This window comes from Catenibacterium sp. CAG:290 (assembly GCF_000437715.1).
Lineage (GTDB): Bacteria > Bacillota_I > Bacilli_A > Erysipelotrichales > Coprobacillaceae > Catenibacterium > Catenibacterium mitsuoka_A.
The window spans coordinates 1-17,742 of record NZ_FR898840.1 but is presented as its reverse complement, the minus strand read 5'-3'; the positions used below and the strand labels follow the sequence as shown (position 1 = coordinate 17,742).

Sequence of the window (17,742 nt, the reverse complement as noted above, 5' to 3'; positions counted from 1 at the left end):
TTTGGAAAACTGTCATTTATTTCGAGACAGCCTCTTCATTTAATAAATCAGTAATTTTCATTGATGTTATCCCCCCCTTTTTTTCATATTCTACATTATTTTTTTATTAAGAACTAGTATGTGTTTTATAATATTGTTTTAAAACTGAATCTAAGAACTCAGTAGATGCTGAAACATAATAAGGTTCCATACCACTCACAATAGTCAACTTACCATCAGTATATTTCATTTGTGGCTTTTTAAACATATGATTGACATACGCAAAGAACTTCTGTCCATCTAAATCTTCTAAGAAGACTTTAGAGAAACGTATTTCTAGTCCCTGGCTGCTATCCTTTACATCATCAATAAGTGGATCATGTGAAAGGATGTCAAATCTTCTCTTGACTACAATATTACGCACCTGTGATGGGAGAACACCATAAAGGTCAGTGAGTTCATGTTCTACACGTTTCAATGTTTCTAAGTCATTGGCTTTATAGACACGCTGATAAAGTTCTAACTTTTCCATATCACTTTCTACATAGTCTTCAGGAATATAACCATCTACTGGTACATTACGTGATGGTACAGTTTCATCCTCTTTAATCTTACCCTGTTTTTCTTCAATCGCATCCTGTAAGATTTTCATATACATATCAAAACCGACTTGATCAATAAATCCTGCCTGTTCACCACCAAGAATATCACCGCTGCCACGAATAGATAAATCTCTCATTGCAATCTTATAACCAGAACCTAATTGCGTGAATTCCTTAATAGCTGTAAGTCTCTTTTGAGCTTCTTCTGTCATCGCACGATCTTTTGTATAAAGAAGATAAGCATATGCGATACGTTCACTTCTTCCTACTCTACCTTTGATCTGATAAAGCTGCGCTAAACCAAACTTATCCGCATTCTCAATAATAATTGTATTCGCATTAGGTATATCAATACCTGTCTCAATAATAGTTGTACATACAAGAATATCGTATTTCTTTTCTACAAAGTCAGTCATGACATCTTCTAGATCATTCTTATCCATCTGACCATGTCCTACACCAATACGGGCATTAGGTAAAAGTGTCTGCAATGTAGAGGCTATTTCATAGATGTTTTCTGTTCTATTGTGTAAATAGAAAACCTGTCCATTACGTGATAATTCTCTTTCAATAACCTGTTTAATTAATGCCCAGCTCTTTTCTGAGACATATGTCTGTACAGGGAGTCTATTTAATGGTGGTGTTTCTATTTGTGAGAGTCCTCTAATACCCATGATGGACATTTGTAATGTACGAGGAATAGGTGTGGCAGTTAAAGTGAGTACATCTATTGTTTTTCTTAGATTTTTGATTTTCTCTTTCTGTCTTACACCAAAACGCTGTTCTTCATCGATACAGAGTAATCCAAGATCCTTGAATTCTACATCTTTAGATAAAATACGATGTGTACCAACTAATAGATCAATATTACCTTCCTTTAAATCAGCCAATATTTGTTTCTTTTCTTTAGTAGTCGTAAAACGATTGAGTAATGCAATATTCACAGGGAACTTCTCAAAACGCTTCTGCATTGTACGATAATGTTGTGCTGAAAGAATTGTAGTAGGACATAAGAAGGCACATTGTTTCTTAGACACAACAGCTTTAAAGCAGGCTCTTAAAGCCACTTCTGTTTTACCAAAGCCTACATCACCACATAATAATCTATCCATAGGACGTGGTGTTTCCATGTCCTTCTTGATTTCTTCTACAGCCTGTGCCTGGTCTGGAGTGAGTTCATAACCAAATTCACTTTCAAACTCTAATTGAAGATCCCCATCAGGCTCAAACGCAAAACCTGGCTGTCTCATTCTTTCTGCATATAAGTTAATCAGATCATCAGCTAAACCATCTACCTTCTGTCTGACTCTTGCTTTTTCTTTAGCCCATTTAGGTGAACCTAAAGCATGAATACGAGGTGGTTTACCATCTCTTGATGAATATTTTCTAATTAACTGGAACTGTTCTACCGGTACATAAAGAATATCATTTCCTTTATAGGCAATATGTAAATAATCCTTATGTACACCATCTACAACTAATGTTTCAATACCCATATATTGTCCAATACCATTTGTATCATGAACAACATAGTCTCCTACTTTTAATTCATTATAGTCTGAGATTTTAGTGGCATCTCTATATTTAATATATTTCTTTTTTGTTTCTTGTACTTTAAAGAGTTCCTGACTTGTGAGTAATACAGTCTTCTCTTCTACAAAGTTCATTCCACAAGGTAAATGTCCTAAGAATAGATTAACCCCGTCATAAATCTTATTTGTGGCACTTGTGAGAGTAAATGGAATGGCATGATCAGTAAATAGGTTTACTAATACATCTATCTGACGCTTTTCATCTACACCAATCATGACACGATTATATGTAAGTAAGTCCTTTAATTGACTAATAAAGACTTTTTCATTAGCCATAGAAATCATCACAGGCTGAGTCATAAACATGATTTGTTTATCATTTTCTCTAAAGCGTACTAAATCGACATCAGGATGTTTTAAGATATCCTGAGGGTTATTAATAAGCTTAATTCCTCTGATCATCTGTCCTATTTCTTCTAGTTCATGATAATAGAGGTAGTTCTCTTCCATATAAGTCTTATAAGAAGCAAGAATAGAAGCAAGAGATGCAGTAATAATAGTATAATCACTTGCATAATCTATAATTGTAGCAGTTTGAGGGAATAAACTTAAATATTGATAAATACGTGGACTATAGTCATGTGTTTTGAGTGATTCAATATCTAATGCATATGTTTCTTCAAGTTCATCCTTGAATTCATCTTTGATCTTCATCTTCTCTTTTAAAGCCTTGATAGAAGCTTCTACTTGTGATAAACCATCATCCTCATACATCATATCTGTAGCTGGAAGAATATCGATAGATTCTTTTCTTTCTGTTCTTCTTTGTGAGTCTTTATCATAAAAAGAGATTTCTTCTATCTCATCATCAAAGAATTCAATACGTACTGGATGTTCATACTGGATTGTATAAACATCTAGTACTTCACCTCTTCTAGAGTAATAGAAAGGTGAATCTACTCTTTGGGTATTCTTATAGCCAATAGACTGTAGTTTCTTCTTTAATTCTAAAGGATCAACTGTATCACCCTTCTTTAAACTTATAATACTCTTTTTAAAGAGTTCTACAGGTGTCACATAACGTGTCATTGAATGCATATGACAAACACAGATCATTGGTTTATCTTGTGTCATCGCATATAATGCATTAATTCTTTCTCCTAATAATTCATAAGAATACGCTACTGATTCTACACGTAATGATTCATCTGCAGGAAAATAGACAACTTGATTCACAAGTTCAGTTAATGTTTTATAGAGGTTAAATGCCTCATATTGGTTATTTTTAATAATCAGGATTTTTCTTGGATGATGCCAAAAAGAACCAGCAATGAGATAAGCCTCATCGCTAGTTGAGTTTGTGACAATAGTTCCTTTGTCTGTATCTAAGGTTCTTAAGGCCTGATTATCTTTTAAAAGATTCAGTATTTTCTCCATAACAATCACCTAGTTAAATTTATTCATTGCTTTATTAAAACCATCATCTAAATAACATAATACAGCTTCTGCTGCACGTTTAGCACCTTCTGATATAAGCTTTTCTTCTTCTTTAGAGTAGCGTCCAAGTACCCAGTCTACAACACTATAAAGCTTATTCTTTGAAATACCTACACGAATACGCTTGAAGTTCTGAGTCCCTACATGAGCAATAATACTCTTGATCCCATTATGTCCACCTGCACTGCCTTTTTCTCTTAAACGTAGTTTACCAGTAGGCATATCCATATCATCATAAATAACTAATAGATCTTCTAGTGGAATCTTGAAAAACTGCATCACTGCCGCAACAGATTCACCAGAATTATTCATATAAGTCTGAGGTTTTAATAAAATAACATCTTCACCCTTATACTTGAATTTAGTATATAAGCCTTTGAATTTCTCTTTATCAATAGATTGATTCATTTCATCACTTAATACATCTAAACAATAAAATCCTGTATTATGTCTTGTCATATCATATTCTTTACCAGGATTTCCTAATCCAACAATTAATTTCATTATAATCTCCTATCTTGCACATACAACCATGGATACACCAAATACATTGAGTTGTCCATTTTCTATTCTTTCATTTGACATACTATATAATATCTTAAAATCATCTTCAATACCAATAGTAATGACATCATATGAAGGATTAAAGTAAATCTTAAATTCTTTGTAATCTCCTTCATCCTGAGTGAGATGATATTCTACCATACGATAGTAGATATTGTTGATAAATACATGCTGATGCATATCTTCATAGTCATAATATCTAAAGCATTTGTTGTGTTTTCTTAGATCTATAAAGAACTTTACAGCCTGAACAACATTCATATATTCGTCATGACGTTCCCAGTCTAGTTTATTAACTGCATCACCCGCATTATAAGAATTCTGATTACCATTCTTAGTACCTAAAAATTCCTGTCCGGCATGAATAAAAGGAACCCCTTGCGCAAAAATTGTCATCGCAAGTGTTAATAAACATCTCTTCTGGCGACAATATTCATCTTCATGTCCATTGGAAATAATAAATTTATCAAATACAGTCGCATTATCATGACATTCTGTATAGTTAATGCTCTGTTCTATAGATAAGAACTTATTGTAGTCACACATCGCAATAATGGCTTCATTTGTCTTATAAGTATCCCCTGATGTATAGCCTTTGACTTCCATCTGATTAGGTCCCTTGACTGTATCTCTGAAATGATCATTAAAGAAACCTACATGAGGTGTTTTATGGTTATTTTCAATTGTTGTCTTTTCTGAATCAGGTAATGCAGTACCCATATTCCAACCTTCACCATATAACATAAATGAAGAATCTAAAGCATGACCCTGTTCATAAATCATATTCACTGTATCATTATCCACAATACCCATGAGATCCATTCTAAAGCCATCTACACCATAAAGAACCTGCCATCTCTTACACATATCCAAGATATATTTACGGCACATCTTTGCGGTACTATTTAAATCATTACCACACCATGAACCATTAGATAACTCCCCATTTTCATCTCTTCTAAAGAAATAATAAGGCACTGTCTTCTCTAATGCATTATTATTCACATCATGCATATGATTATAGACTACATCTAGAATAACTCTCATATTATGCTTATGAATACAGCGTACCATACGCTGACATTCTAATATTCTCTTATAGCCATCATTTGGATCAGTAATATAACTTCCTTCAGGTACATTATATTGTGCTGGATCATAACCCCAGTTATAGAGTAAATCCGGATGATCTTCATCTACTGTTGCATAATCATTGATTGGTAAAAGCTGTACATGTGTGACACCAAGCATATCTAAATAGTCCATGCCTGATGAAAAACCATTCTTAGTCACTGTACCTTCTTCACAAAGTCCTAAGAACTTGCCTTTATGTGTAATCTGTCCATATTCATCAACAGAGAAGTCTCTGACACCTACTTCATAAATAACTGCATCTGTCGTATGTTTTAGTTCTGTCAAAGGATAATCTACTCTTCTAACTTTATCCAAATCAATGACTACTGAACTATGCATATTAGCTGTACAAGAATAAGCATATGGATCAGCTGTTTCTATGGATTGTTCATTCATTCCAATAATATAAACATATTCATAACCATCTAGATCTTTCTTAATAGTTGTACTATAGACACCCTTATCTCCTCTTTCTAAAGGATAATAATGAAGGTCTTCATCTTTCCAGATTTTTAATACAACTTCCGTAGAAAGAGGTGACCAGATCTTGAATGTCGTTTTTTCTTTTGTATAATGACTGCCTAAATCATCACCATCATAATAAAAATGATCATCAAAATCTTTACTCATAGAAAGCTGACTAAAATCTAAAAAACAAGCTAAACCATAATTATCAAACACTTTATATCTTGTACCTACAGAAAAGTCTGTATGCAAAAGATACGACTGGAATCCATTTTCTTTCTCAGTCGCTTCGCCTTTAAGTATCTTAACTTCACTTGTATCTAAATTCTTTAAATAATACTGACTTGAAATTCCGTTATAATAATTTAATGATAAATCAACTTTGATTAAATCAAAGTCAATCGCATAAGCATACATACGAATTGATTCTCTTTGCACGTCTACATCCCATCCTTTTCTCCCCCTTATTCTATCATAAAAATTAGAGAAAAAAAGGCAGTATCTAAATTTAAAAAAGAAAGCCATATATCATGTAAAACAAAAAGACTTAACGTAATCGTTAAGCCTTTGAGTCTTTATTCTTCTTCAGACATCATTGAATCTAATACTTCCTGTACAAATGCATATTCTTCTTCTGTTTCAATAGGAAGAATATTATCTGCATCTTCAGGATCTACCTGTGAAGCATAGATATTCAACTGATCATCTTCATCTGAACTGTTATCTGTATAGATGATATATTCTTTACCTGTTGCGTCATCTGTGAATCCTAAAATGACTTCACAAGTTACTTCTTCACCATCTACATCTAGTACGAATGTATCTTTCATTAGATTTTTACCCTATTTAAATGCCAGATATCCTTTACATAGTCTTCAATAGTTCTATCACTTGAGAAATGACCACTCTTTGCGATATTAGCTAAGCAGATCTTAGACCAGTTAGCACGGTCCTGATATAAGTTATTGATCTTTTCCTGTGCAAGTCTATAGCTTTCAAAATCCTTTAATAAGAAGTATTCATCATTTCTAGCCATTAATTCATCAAAGATAATCTTGAATTCTTCTCTTGAAGTGTTCCAAGTACCATCTACTAATGAATCAATAACCTTCTTGATGTTTGGATTATTGTTGTATTCATTCCAAGAGCTATAAGAACCACTTGCCTTTAAGTCATTGACTTCATTATCCTTCATACCAAAGATAACTATGTTATCATCACCAACTAATTCCGCAATCTCTACATTGGCACCATCTAATGTACCAAGTGTTAAAGCACCATTCATCATGAACTTCATGTTAGAAGTACCACTTGCTTCCTTACCAGCAGTAGAAATCTGTTCAGATACATCTGCAGCAGGAATAATCTTTTCCGCAATAGTAACACCATAGTTTTCAATAAATACAACCTTTAAGTATTTATTAGTTTCTGGGTCATTGTTTACCTTTTCAGCTACGCTGTTGATTAACTTAATGATCTTCTTAGCTAAATAGTAAGAAGGAGCTGCTTTTGCACCAAAGATATAAGTATGTGGATAAATTCTGAAGCTGCTATCTTCTTTCATTCTCTGATATAAATAGATAATATGCATGACATTTAATAACTGTCTCTTATATGCATGTAATCTCTTAACCTGAATATTAAAGATAGAATTAACATCTACATCAATACCATTATGTTCCTTAATATAATCTGCAAGAATCTGCTTTCTCTGCTGTTTTACATTATAGAACTTACTCTGAGTAATTGAATCAGTTACATAAGGAGCTAACTTCTCTAAATCATCTGGTCTATGCATCCAGCTATCACCGATTGATTCATTAATTAATGAAGTTAACTGTGGGTTACAATATGCAAGCCATCTTCTATGAGTGACACCATTTGTTTTATTGTTGAACTTGTTAGGATATAAAGTATCGAAATCCTTCATTTCTCTTTCTTTTAAGATATCAGAGTGAAGCTGTGCTACACCATTGACACTAAATGAACCAGCAATCGCGAGTCTAGCCATATGTACCTGACCATCTTTAATAATCATAACTCTCTGTAATAGTTCGTTATCATTTTCAGTCTGCTGTTTTACGAAACCAATGAAACGTCTATTGATTTCTTCGATGATCTGATAAACTCTTGGTAATAAGTCTCTCATCATATCAACAGGCCATTTTTCTAATGCTTCAGCCAAGATTGTATGGTTTGTATATGCGCAAGTCTTACATACGATATTCCATGCATCATCCCATTCCATGTTGTAATCATCAATAAATACACGCATTAATTCAGGAATAACTAATACTGGATGTGTATCATTTAACTGAATAACGTTCTTTTCATGGAAGTTAGTTAAATCAGGATATACTCTTAAATGAGCACGAATAATAGAATTTAAACCAGCACATACAAAGAAATACTGCTGTTTTAAACGTAATACTCTACCAGCATGTGTAGAATCATCAGGATATAATGTCTGACAGATATCATTGACTTCCTGTGCATACTGACGGAAATCTTTATTTGTAGGAATGTTTTCACTAGGTTCAGCTTTCCATAATCTTAATGTATTAGTTACCTTAGTATCATTACCAACAATTGGCATATCATAAGGTACAGCACGTACTGCTTCATAATCTACATGCTTCCATCCACCAGTTGCATCATCCCAGATTACTTTACCCCAGAATTTAACTTCTGTTGCATGCTTAGGTTTTCTTACTTCCCACATATTACCTAAACGTAACCACTGGTCTGGTACTTCTACCTGATATCCATTTTCAATCTTCTGTTTGAAGAATCCATAATCATAACGAATAGTATTACCGAAAGCTGGATAAGATAAAGAAGCTAAAGAATCCATGAAGCAGGCAGCAAGACGGCCTAAACCACCATTACCTAAACCAGCATCAGATTCTAATTCTTCTAGGTCATGGATATTAATACCATAATCAGCAAGACCTTCTTTTGCAGTTTCATAAATACCTAAGTTCATCATATTGTTGACTAATAGACGACCAACTAAGAACTCCATAGAGAAATAGTGAACCTGTTTCTGCTGCTTAGCCTGAACTGCCATCTTTGTCATAGCCCAGTTAACAGATGCATAGTCACGAACCATAGTTTCAAGAACCATGAACTTTTCTGTTAAATGTGCTTCTTCTACTGTACGACCATATGATTCAATGATTCGCTTAGAAAATTCATACTTAAATTCTTCTTTTGTATTAAACATTTACTACTTTCCTTCCTTTACAACACTTTTCTTTGTCTTCTTTGGAGAAGACGCTTTTTTAGCTGGCTTATGATATTCAAATACCACCGCGCTAAATGGCGCTAATTTCACATGAATACTCTGTGCTTCATTGATACAAGTACCCTTCTTTGATCTTAAAGCACGTGTATTTGTGTAATTAGAACCGTTATAACTATCTTTATCTGTATTCAAGATTTCTTTATAGCTTCCAGCAAACGGTACTGGCACAGCATAATTATCATGACTATTACCAATAAAGTTAGCTACTATAACTAAACAGTTGCCTTTCTTATCAAATCGAGCATATGAGAATACACTCTGATTATGATCATCTACAACCAGCCATTTAAATCCTTCTGGATCATAATCCATACTATAAAGAGCTGGATGTTCTTCAACCATCTTATTTAAATCCTGCATAAAATGATGGAAAGAATCATGCTGTGGATATTCTAATATATTCCAAGCCAATGCTTTTCTTTCATCCCATTCCTTGTATTCACCTAATTCATTACCCATGAAATTAAGCTTCTTACCAGGATGAGTCATCATATATGTATATAAAGCTTTTGCCTGTGCGAACTTCTCTCCATCAAGTCCCCACATCTTATTTAAAATAGTTGCTTTACCATGAACCACTTCATCATGTGAGAATGGCAAAATAAATCTTTCTGAATAGAAATACATCATTGAGAAAGTTAATAAATTATGATCATATTGACGATAAACTGGATCTTCTTTGAAATACTTTAAAGTGTCATTCATCCAGCCCATATCCCACTTATAATCAAATCCTAAACCGCCATCCTTAACTGGTTTAGTTACATATGGGAAATCAGTTGAGTCTTCTGCAATAGTCATTAATGCAGGATATCTTTCATGAATCTGTTCATTCATAGTCTTTAAGAACTCTAAAGCCCCATTGTTTGTACCAAAGTCTTTATTACCTTTCCAGTAAATAAGGTTGCTGACAGCATCAAAACGAATACCATCAATATGGAATTCTTCTGCCCAAAAATGAACAGCACTCTTTAAGAATGAACGTACAGTATCTTTTGTCACATCAAAATATACTGAATCCCATTCAGAATAACGGTTATTCACATCTGCATATTCATAAACCCAGCCTCCATCAAACTGATAAAGACCATGTCCATCCTTTACAAAATGAGCAGGTACAAAGTCCATAATGACACCTATACCTTCTTTATGACACGCATTAATGAAATCCTTTAACTGTTTTGGATGTCCATAACGACTTGTCGCACTAAAATAACCTGTTGCCTGATATCCCCAAGAGCCATCAAATGGGAACTCATTTAAAGGCATTACTTCAATATGTGTATAGCCCATCTTCTTTACATAAGGAATGATTTCATCAATCATTTCTTCATATGAATAAAATTCTCCATCAGATGTATCTGTAAATTCCTTTTTCATCTTCCAAGAACCAAGATTCGCTTCATAAATATTCATGTTACGATCGTAGTTATTAGAACGTGACTTCATCCATCTAGAATCATGCCAGCGATAACCATCTAAATTATATACCTTAGATGCTGTACCTGGTCTAATTTCACTGAAAAAGGCATATGGATCTGCACGATCAACAATAGCTCCAGAAGGTGTTTCAATTCTATATTTATAAAGGTCATACTGCTTTAACCCTTCAATATAGAGAGTCCACACGCCTCCATCATTATATCTCTCCATATAATGTTGTGTTCCGTCCCAGTCATTAAAATTACCTACAACCTGAACACTTCTTGCATGTGGTGCATATACTGTAAAGCGAACGCCCTTTTTATCCGGATGAGCACCGAATACCTTATATGCCTCTAAACACTTTCCCTCAAAAAACAATTTTATCAAGAAATTATCTAACATACCTATATGTCTCCCTTCATAAACTTTATTATACAATAAATATGACCAAAATTCATTCATTTCAGACAATATAGGCAAAAAAATGTAAACGTTTACTTAATTGTAATGTCTTGAATATTATTTAATACGATAGAAACTGTTCCATCAGGGTTTTCTTTCTTTTCAAAAGTAGAGCCATTCACATATTCATCTACTGGCATAGTTATCTGAATATCCTCATCAAGAGTAATCTTAACAACCTCTACAGAACGTCCTAATGCATTTAAAGAAATTGTATCATCCTCACCAATCCCAAGATCCTTCAACATTGTTTCTGATTCTTCCTGAGCCTGATAATCTCTTTCCATGACCTTACGAACTACTTCTATCGGTTTAACAAGTTCACCCATCTGTGTTCTTTCTAATATTTCCTGTTTTACAAGTGGAAGTGCTTCTTTATCATTCACATGATAAATATCATCAATCTTATTCACTACTTTCTTCATAGTAGAAATCTTCTGACGATCAGTGAGTTTTTCTTCTCCCTTGATCCATTGACTATTAAGATAAGTATCCATCTTGCCATCAATGAGATACTTCTTTTCAATAAGAGATATCTTCTTATGATCTGTATCTATAATAATCGCTTCATCAACAGCTGTACCAATCTGAGGAAGAACCTGTCTTCTTGTAATACGGACATTTTCCTCTTCTACAAGAGATACAGAATTATATTTATAATTAAGCTTTAAAGCGGCAATCATATGTACACCATCACGATAACAATCCACATATAAAATATTACTATTAGGCATTTCTTCAATCACTGAACCTAACGCAAAGAACTTTTCACTAATTTCTTTTGCCTGTTTCTTGAATTCTTCATCATCTTCTAGCATCTTATCTGCACGAAGTAATAATTCATGAAGTGAGGGCACAACAAGTTCTTTAATAGTTGGACTGTATAAAGCTTTTTCTACTTTTTTATGATAATATTCCTGAGTTGTATCATTTAATTCACAGAAATCTTCACTTAAATATATCTTACGATGCTCAAAATCAAGCATATGCATCATGATTTTATTAATAATAATAGTGTTCATTTATATTCTCCTTTCACGTGTGTCATTATAGCAAATTTCTTCTATTCCTCAACCTTTTCTTATTTAATTTCTAGTAACAATACCCCTAATTTTGTGGTACTATTTCCTTAGGTGATTATTATGGACAACAAAAATTTCAATTTTCCAGATGATAAGATTTTTCAATATATTACATATGGTATTGTCTTAGCTTTTATTCTTTTTAATTTAGACTCAGTATGGGACTTCTTCCTTAATGCATTAGGGCTTGCAAGACCCTTCTATATTGCGATAGTAATCGCATTTGTGATTAACATTCCAATGAAACTAGTAGAGAAGTTACTTGTGAAAGCAAAAGACCAATTGATGAAGAAAAAACCTAACCTAAAGCTTCCTCAATTCTTAGTAGAAGGAACTCGTGGTATTGCGATGGCTATCACTATTATATGTTTACTATTAATATTAGTGATGTTCTTCTCATTCATTATTCCTAGAATTGGAGAAAGTTTCTCACTCTTATTCTCTAACTTAGATAATTATGCAAAAAGACTTGCTGTCTATATTACTTCTATATGTACAAAATTTAATATTGATTATTCAGTAACAGTAGATGAAGTACAGAAATGGTTTGCCTCTATTGATTTAAGTACAATTCTTGCGACTGCAGGTAATTTCTTAGGTAATCCTCATTTTAAAACAACAGAATTTGTATCAAATATTGGTGGTTCATTCATTACTGCCATCACTTCATTCTTTATGGCTCTCTATCTTCTTGCAAATAAAGAGAAACATCTTGAACAAGGTAGAAAACTCATTGCATATATATTAGGCCATAAACGTGCAGGTATCGCTTTTGATATTATGAGTGAAGCCAATCATTACTTTAATAGTTTTGTGACAGGACAGATGTTAGAAGCAATATGTTTTATGTTAGAGGTTTATATTGCGATGCGTTTATTTGGAATGCCTTTCCCTGAATTAATTGCGATTATGGCTTTCTTATTTAGTTTTGTCCCAATGTTTGGTAATTTTATTACCTTCTTTGCAGGACTCATCTTGGTGGCTGCAGCACAGAGTAAGAGTATGTTAGCTTTTGCGATTATTTATCTTTGCTTACAGCAGTTTGAAGGAAATGTAGTATATCCTAAGATTGTAGGTAAATCTGTAGGTATAGGTGGTTTATTTGTCTTATTAGGTATTACTATATTTGGTAATCTATGGGGTGTTGTTGGTGTACTTATTGGTGTACCACTTACTGCATTGATCTATGCTGTTATCTCTAGAATCATTAATATCGGACTCTATCAGAAACATATAGAAGTTACATACAATAACCTCTATAAATTAGATGAAAATGGAAATAGAATAGATAATAAAGTAAAACCAAAAAAGGACCCTTCTATTTAATGGGGATCCATATATTATGCCAGTTGAAATATTCTTCTTATGGTTTCCACATAAAACAATCTGAGTAAAGATGTCACCATCTAACTCTAGATTGTTTTTTTCATTTATGTATCACCTTAGTAGGATTCTCATTTGGTTGATTACTAGTCGTATTTGCACTTATGGTTAAGATCATCTTTGGTTCTAAGTTCTATAACAGAAACTATGGTTTAATTTTTATTGGTTATGATATCAGTTCTTTTGTAGGACCTAAGATTTTAGCAAGCTTCTTTGATGCCACTGGATCTTATGTAATGGGTTATATTGGTTCAGCTATTCTTGCAGCACTTGCGATTGTATTAGTACTTGTAGCTAAGAAGTTACAGAAAACTATGAACTAAGATTAAAACGACACTTGATTAAACTGATTCAAAAGTCAAGGACAGCACATTGACAGTCCCTGATAAATGGGCATCACCGTAAGGTAATGCCCATTTTTTTCGTGCCTACTACCCAGCCTTTTCAACGAGAAAATAAGTTCTAACTTTACGAACTTTCCCCAATCTATTATTTACAATTTGTCTAATTAGTATAATGCATCAAAATCCTTATAATAATCTAATTCTGTATAATTCTTCCAGTTCAATGAATCCTTAAGCAATTCCTTAACCTCGGCTGTTGCTTTACGATAGTGGAATAAACAGTGAATCACTCCGATTTTACAATCCGCCCCTCATAGTTGAGAATCTTTTTTGTATATTTTAAAGAGATACGTATTTTGATTCTGAATAATTTCATAGTCTATCTGGTAGTTATTTAACAAGTTGCATACAATATATAAACCAAGCCCATGACTTGTATCCTTATTCAATTCGACTTGACTCTCTATATAGGAATTCTTTATATAAAAACAATCTTCATCCATACCTATATCTATTATTCCACAATTATTCGTATATTTAACTGCATTACTAATCAAATTAGACAAAATCACATTGAAAGCATTTCTTCCAATATAAATATGTTCCGAGCCTATCTTATTATTAACCAGGATATTCTTCTGTTGTGCTAACAACTCATATTTATCTAGTACTTCTTTAAGAACTTCCTGTATAATAACGTCCTCTTCATCATTCTTGAGATGATCTATAGAATAGATAGATAATATTTGAGAAATATTATTAGAAAGACCATCTACTATATCCACACATTGTTCTAAATAAACATCTCTATTTTTATATTTGCCTACATTATAGATCATGTTCTCTAGAATGATTTTAAGACTTGCAAGAGGTGTTTTTAATTCATGTGAAGCCCCTTTTAAGAAATCATATTTGAGTTTTTCTAATTCTATTATTTCTTTATTTTTGAGTTCTATATCATCTATTGATTTTAATAAAGTAAAGTAGAGTTCATTGATCTGTTCTTTGAGTTCACCTACTTCATCATCACTGGTATGAACTAAACAAGCATTCTTATCCAGCTGTATCATTTGATCTGTTACACTTTTAATTTCATCGATATTATTTTTAATTGATCTTGAATAGATTAAAGAAACGACAGCGGATAATAAAAGAGAAATAGATAAAGAATATGGTAAGAAGCCTAAACTCAAATTCTTTGCATCCTGCAACATATCCGCAGTAGAAATAAATTTCAAATATAATTGATGACCATCATTTAAAGTAATCCTTCTCTCTTCAATAATTAATGAATTATTAGGACTATCTAAATTAATATTTAAATCATTTGAAACTTCTACTTCATTATCTTTCTTTTCACTACTTACAAATACTTTAATATCGCTGTTTTTAGAATAAAGTTCTGTTGCCCGTTTAATATCATTTATGTTTTTGCCTTCTAGACTATATGATATCTCATTGGCTGTTTTATTAATTTCAGCCTCTCTCGTATCTAAATATGTTTTAGGAAAAATTAAATAAATAGATATGTGAATTAATAGAACAATAATTGATAAAACAGAAAATATTTGAATAAACATTTTAGGGAATATCTTTAGTTTTTTCATTTTCTCTCCAATTTATAGCCTACATTTCTTATTGTTGTAATGCAATCGAGCTGCAGTTTCTTTCTAAGTTCTTTGATATAGACATCAATTACACGATCATAGGGAATGTCGTCTGTTTCTTTCCATACCTGATCAATAATTTGCATTCTTGAAAGCACCTGACCTTCATGATTTAGAAGACATTTTAATATTTTTAATTCTTTAGGATTTATTTCGATACTTCTTCCCTCTATTTTTGCTGTATAGCTGGTAAAATTAATCTCTATATTCTTATATATAAACTTTTCTATAGAACCATAATACTTTTTTATTAATGCATCTATTCTTGTCTTTAATACAATCAGTGAAAAAGGTTTTTCAATATAGCCATCTGCCAGTTGCGTAAAAGCTTCTATTTTGTACTCTTCATTATTAAATGCTGTCAACATTAATACAGGGATATCACTTTCTTTTCTTATTGTTTTTAGAACTTCTAAGCCATTTATAAAAGGAATCTGTATATCTAGCAAAACAAGTTTGATCTCTTTGTTAAATAAATCTAATGCTTCTTTACCATCTCTAGCCTCAATGACATGATAGCCGTATTCTGATAGAAATTCACTAATACCCTCTCTTATAACAGTATCATCCTCTACAACTAATAAGTCCATAATATCCCTCCTTTCTTCTATTATACATAATATCTAACGTTCATAAATCAATGTTTTTTCCTTATTTTTAAGAATTCTCATTGATGATATCACAAGTGCTAAAACCATAACTATTGTCATAAAACCAATAACAATTAGCATTGTATCCATTGAAACATGTACATTTAAACTTGTAATCATCTTATTAAAACCATCAACCTCGGCACCTGCACCCAATTGATTTGATGCTCCCTGGTTTGCAAGCTGCTTAGCAATATCAGCCGTTACATTGTTTAATATCATATGACCAAATGATTGTGAAAAATAATACGCAAGACCATAAGATAATGCATAAGAAGGAATTATCATAAATAATAATTCTATCATAAACTGACCAAAAATCCTTACTTTAGAAATACCTAAAGAAAGCATAATTGCAATCTCTCTCTTTCTCGCATTAATCCATAATAGAAGAAGCAAAGCAACAATAATACCTGCAAAAATCAATGCACCATAAAATAATTTATTCGCAATACTATATAAAGATGAAATAGACATATACATGGCAGGATAATTAGAAGCACCATTTATGAGAACATATTCCCTCCAGTCAATATCTAGTTTTTCTAATGATTTCACAACTTGGTTCAAATCATACTGTCCCTTTACAAAGAATGTGGCATCTTGATAAGCTGCTGTCTCTTCTGTATCGCCATAAACCTGTGCTGCACTATGCACATCAGTGATTAAAGTATTTTCATAGAGTTCCTGTGCTGCACTGACACTACCTTTATTATGACCATCAAAAAGCCCCTTGATTTCTAAATCAACAATTTCATTAGCTTGTTTTTCATTGTCTGCATCATATAAATTTGATTTTATTTTCAAATGATCTCCCACCTTCAAATGATTCTTTTGAGCTAAATCCTTGTTCATTAAAACTTTATTTTTATCTTCATTTTGAAGATGCTTTCCTTCTACTAATTTATAAGTTCCTGATACAAATTTATTTTCTCTAGTGGAATCATTAACGCCTGTCAGCATTACTGCATTTTTAAAGTTTTTAGCTCTTTCAGGAGATTGATTAGCTAGTGTTTCTGGCGTTTCAATGATTTCATGATCTAATAAATCTGCAACACTATTAATTCTTTTTACATAAGAATAAATTTCCTTGCACTGTGCAATCCTGTTAATATCTCTTTCTTTTACATTTCCTCCACCTCTAGGTGTCCCAGGATTAACCTGTCTATTAATTTCTAGCAAGATGCTGTTGGTAATATTCCCTAGACTTTTCTTGGATGATACATCAGTTGCTTTCTTAATTCCTAAGCCCAAAACACAAAAAGTAGACATCGTCGCTATAATCACAATAATGATTAAAGACTTAAGCTTTTTTCTTGTTACATATGCAAATGCATTTCTTATCATATCTTATCCTCCCATTCAACAACCTGTAATCTCTTATCCTTGAGTTCCAAAATAACATCTGCACTATTTGCAACTTCTTTGCTATGTGTGACAACGATAACACATTTATTTCTTTTTTTAGCCATTTTTTTCAATATTTCAATGATTTCGTTCGCTGTACTATTATCTAGATTACCTGTTGGTTCATCTGCTAGAATAATAGGTGCATGAGATGCCAAAGCTCTCGCAATTGCGACTCTTTGCTGCTGTCCACCTGAAAGCTTCATGACGTCAATGTCATTAAGTTAATAATGCTAGAATTT

General features: G+C 32.6%; 14 protein-coding genes. 2 read left to right on the top strand and 12 right to left on the bottom strand.

All coding sequences use genetic code 11. From position 1 onward, the window contains the following. Positions 1-106 precede the first annotated feature (106 nt). The 7 genes from mfd to QVO42_RS07285 all read right to left on the bottom strand — a co-directional run bounded on the left by mfd (position 107) and on the right by QVO42_RS07285 (position 11,989). Positions 107-3,550, bottom strand: coding sequence for a transcription-repair coupling factor (mfd, locus tag QVO42_RS07315; protein WP_022425481.1), 3,444 nt, complete (start codon positions 3,548-3,550; stop codon positions 107-109). A 9-nt stretch (positions 3,551-3,559) separates the two neighbouring features. Beyond that, positions 3,560-4,114: an aminoacyl-tRNA hydrolase gene (gene pth, locus QVO42_RS07310; RefSeq protein WP_022425480.1), complete on the bottom strand. Its 555-nt coding sequence runs from the start codon at positions 4,112-4,114 to the stop codon at positions 3,560-3,562. 9 nt (positions 4,115-4,123) lie between these two features. Beyond that, positions 4,124-6,211, bottom strand: a complete 2,088-nt coding sequence (gene pulA / locus QVO42_RS07305; RefSeq protein ID WP_022425479.1) for a type I pullulanase — start codon at positions 6,209-6,211, stop codon at positions 4,124-4,126. A 137-nt stretch (positions 6,212-6,348) separates the two neighbouring features. Beyond that, a complete protein-coding gene (locus QVO42_RS07300) occupies positions 6,349-6,603 on the bottom strand; it encodes a DUF1292 domain-containing protein (protein ID WP_022425478.1) in 255 nt (84 codons plus the stop codon). Beyond that, positions 6,603-8,999: a glycogen/starch/alpha-glucan phosphorylase gene (locus QVO42_RS07295; RefSeq protein ID WP_022425477.1), complete on the bottom strand. Its 2,397-nt coding sequence runs from the start codon at positions 8,997-8,999 to the stop codon at positions 6,603-6,605. Before QVO42_RS07295 ends, QVO42_RS07300 begins: the two co-directional genes overlap by 1 nt. 3 nt (positions 9,000-9,002) lie before the next feature. Then, complete coding sequence (gene glgB, locus QVO42_RS07290) at positions 9,003-10,907, bottom strand: 1,4-alpha-glucan branching protein GlgB (RefSeq protein WP_022425476.1); 1,905 nt, start codon at positions 10,905-10,907, stop codon at positions 9,003-9,005. 92 nt (positions 10,908-10,999) lie between these two features. Further along, a complete protein-coding gene (locus QVO42_RS07285; protein ID WP_022425475.1) occupies positions 11,000-11,989 on the bottom strand; it encodes a nucleoid-associated protein in 990 nt (329 codons plus the stop codon). A gap of 120 nt (positions 11,990-12,109) precedes the next feature. Here QVO42_RS07285 and QVO42_RS07280 point away from each other — a divergent pair, with 120 nt between their 5' ends. Both QVO42_RS07280 and QVO42_RS07275 read left to right on the top strand, forming a co-directional pair. Next, the gene (locus QVO42_RS07280; RefSeq protein ID WP_022425474.1) at positions 12,110-13,375 is read left to right on the top strand and encodes an AI-2E family transporter; all 1,266 of its coding nucleotides are present in this window, start codon (positions 12,110-12,112) and stop codon (positions 13,373-13,375) included. A gap of 161 nt (positions 13,376-13,536) precedes the next feature. Then, positions 13,537-13,755 carry a hypothetical protein gene (locus QVO42_RS07275; protein ID WP_022425473.1) on the top strand — a complete coding sequence of 73 codons (219 nt, stop codon included), beginning with the start codon at positions 13,537-13,539 and terminating at the stop codon, positions 13,753-13,755. A gap of 185 nt (positions 13,756-13,940) precedes the next feature. Here QVO42_RS07275 and QVO42_RS07270 read toward each other — a convergent pair whose 3' ends face one another. The 5 genes from QVO42_RS07270 to QVO42_RS07250 are packed head-to-tail and all read right to left on the bottom strand — an operon-like array spanning position 13,941 to position 17,706. After that, positions 13,941-14,066, bottom strand: a complete 126-nt coding sequence (locus QVO42_RS07270; protein WP_287513516.1) for a hypothetical protein — start codon at positions 14,064-14,066, stop codon at positions 13,941-13,943. 21 nt (positions 14,067-14,087) lie between these two features. Beyond that, entirely contained in the window at positions 14,088-15,383 is a 1,296-nt protein-coding gene (locus QVO42_RS07265) for a sensor histidine kinase (RefSeq protein WP_022425472.1), read from the bottom strand. Continuing rightward, positions 15,380-16,033: a response regulator transcription factor gene (locus QVO42_RS07260; protein ID WP_022425471.1), complete on the bottom strand. Its 654-nt coding sequence runs from the start codon at positions 16,031-16,033 to the stop codon at positions 15,380-15,382. The genes QVO42_RS07265 and QVO42_RS07260 overlap by 4 nt, the downstream gene beginning before the upstream one ends. 33 nt (positions 16,034-16,066) lie before the next feature. Beyond that, positions 16,067-17,440, bottom strand: coding sequence for an ABC transporter permease (locus tag QVO42_RS07255; protein ID WP_022425470.1), 1,374 nt, complete (start codon positions 17,438-17,440; stop codon positions 16,067-16,069). Next, positions 17,437-17,706, bottom strand: coding sequence for an ATP-binding cassette domain-containing protein (locus QVO42_RS07250; protein ID WP_022425469.1), 270 nt, complete (start codon positions 17,704-17,706; stop codon positions 17,437-17,439). Before QVO42_RS07250 ends, QVO42_RS07255 begins: the two co-directional genes overlap by 4 nt. Positions 17,707-17,742: the final 36 nt, after the last annotated feature.

What these genes read in the sequence shown, in the direction of transcription:
- mfd (WP_022425481.1), bottom strand. Translation starts at nt 3,550, where the DNA reads ATGGAGAAAATACTGAATCTTTTAAAAGATAATCAGGCCTTAAGAACC.
- pth (WP_022425480.1), bottom strand. Translation starts at nt 4,114, where the DNA reads ATGAAATTAATTGTTGGATTAGGAAATCCTGGTAAAGAATATGATATG.
- QVO42_RS07300 (WP_022425478.1), bottom strand. Translation starts at nt 6,603, where the DNA reads ATGAAAGATACATTCGTACTAGATGTAGATGGTGAAGAAGTAACTTGT.
- QVO42_RS07295 (WP_022425477.1), bottom strand. Translation starts at nt 8,999, where the DNA reads ATGTTTAATACAAAAGAAGAATTTAAGTATGAATTTTCTAAGCGAATC.
- glgB (WP_022425476.1), bottom strand. Translation starts at nt 10,907, where the DNA reads ATGTTAGATAATTTCTTGATAAAATTGTTTTTTGAGGGAAAGTGTTTA.
- QVO42_RS07285 (WP_022425475.1), bottom strand. Translation starts at nt 11,989, where the DNA reads ATGAACACTATTATTATTAATAAAATCATGATGCATATGCTTGATTTT.
- QVO42_RS07280 (WP_022425474.1), top strand. Translation starts at nt 12,110, where the DNA reads ATGGACAACAAAAATTTCAATTTTCCAGATGATAAGATTTTTCAATAT.
- QVO42_RS07275 (WP_022425473.1), top strand. Translation starts at nt 13,537, where the DNA reads ATGGTTAAGATCATCTTTGGTTCTAAGTTCTATAACAGAAACTATGGT.
- QVO42_RS07265 (WP_022425472.1), bottom strand. Translation starts at nt 15,383, where the DNA reads ATGAAAAAACTAAAGATATTCCCTAAAATGTTTATTCAAATATTTTCT.
- QVO42_RS07260 (WP_022425471.1), bottom strand. Translation starts at nt 16,033, where the DNA reads ATGGACTTATTAGTTGTAGAGGATGATACTGTTATAAGAGAGGGTATT.
- QVO42_RS07255 (WP_022425470.1), bottom strand. Translation starts at nt 17,440, where the DNA reads ATGATAAGAAATGCATTTGCATATGTAACAAGAAAAAAGCTTAAGTCT.
- QVO42_RS07250 (WP_022425469.1), bottom strand. Translation starts at nt 17,706, where the DNA reads ATGAAGCTTTCAGGTGGACAGCAGCAAAGAGTCGCAATTGCGAGAGCT.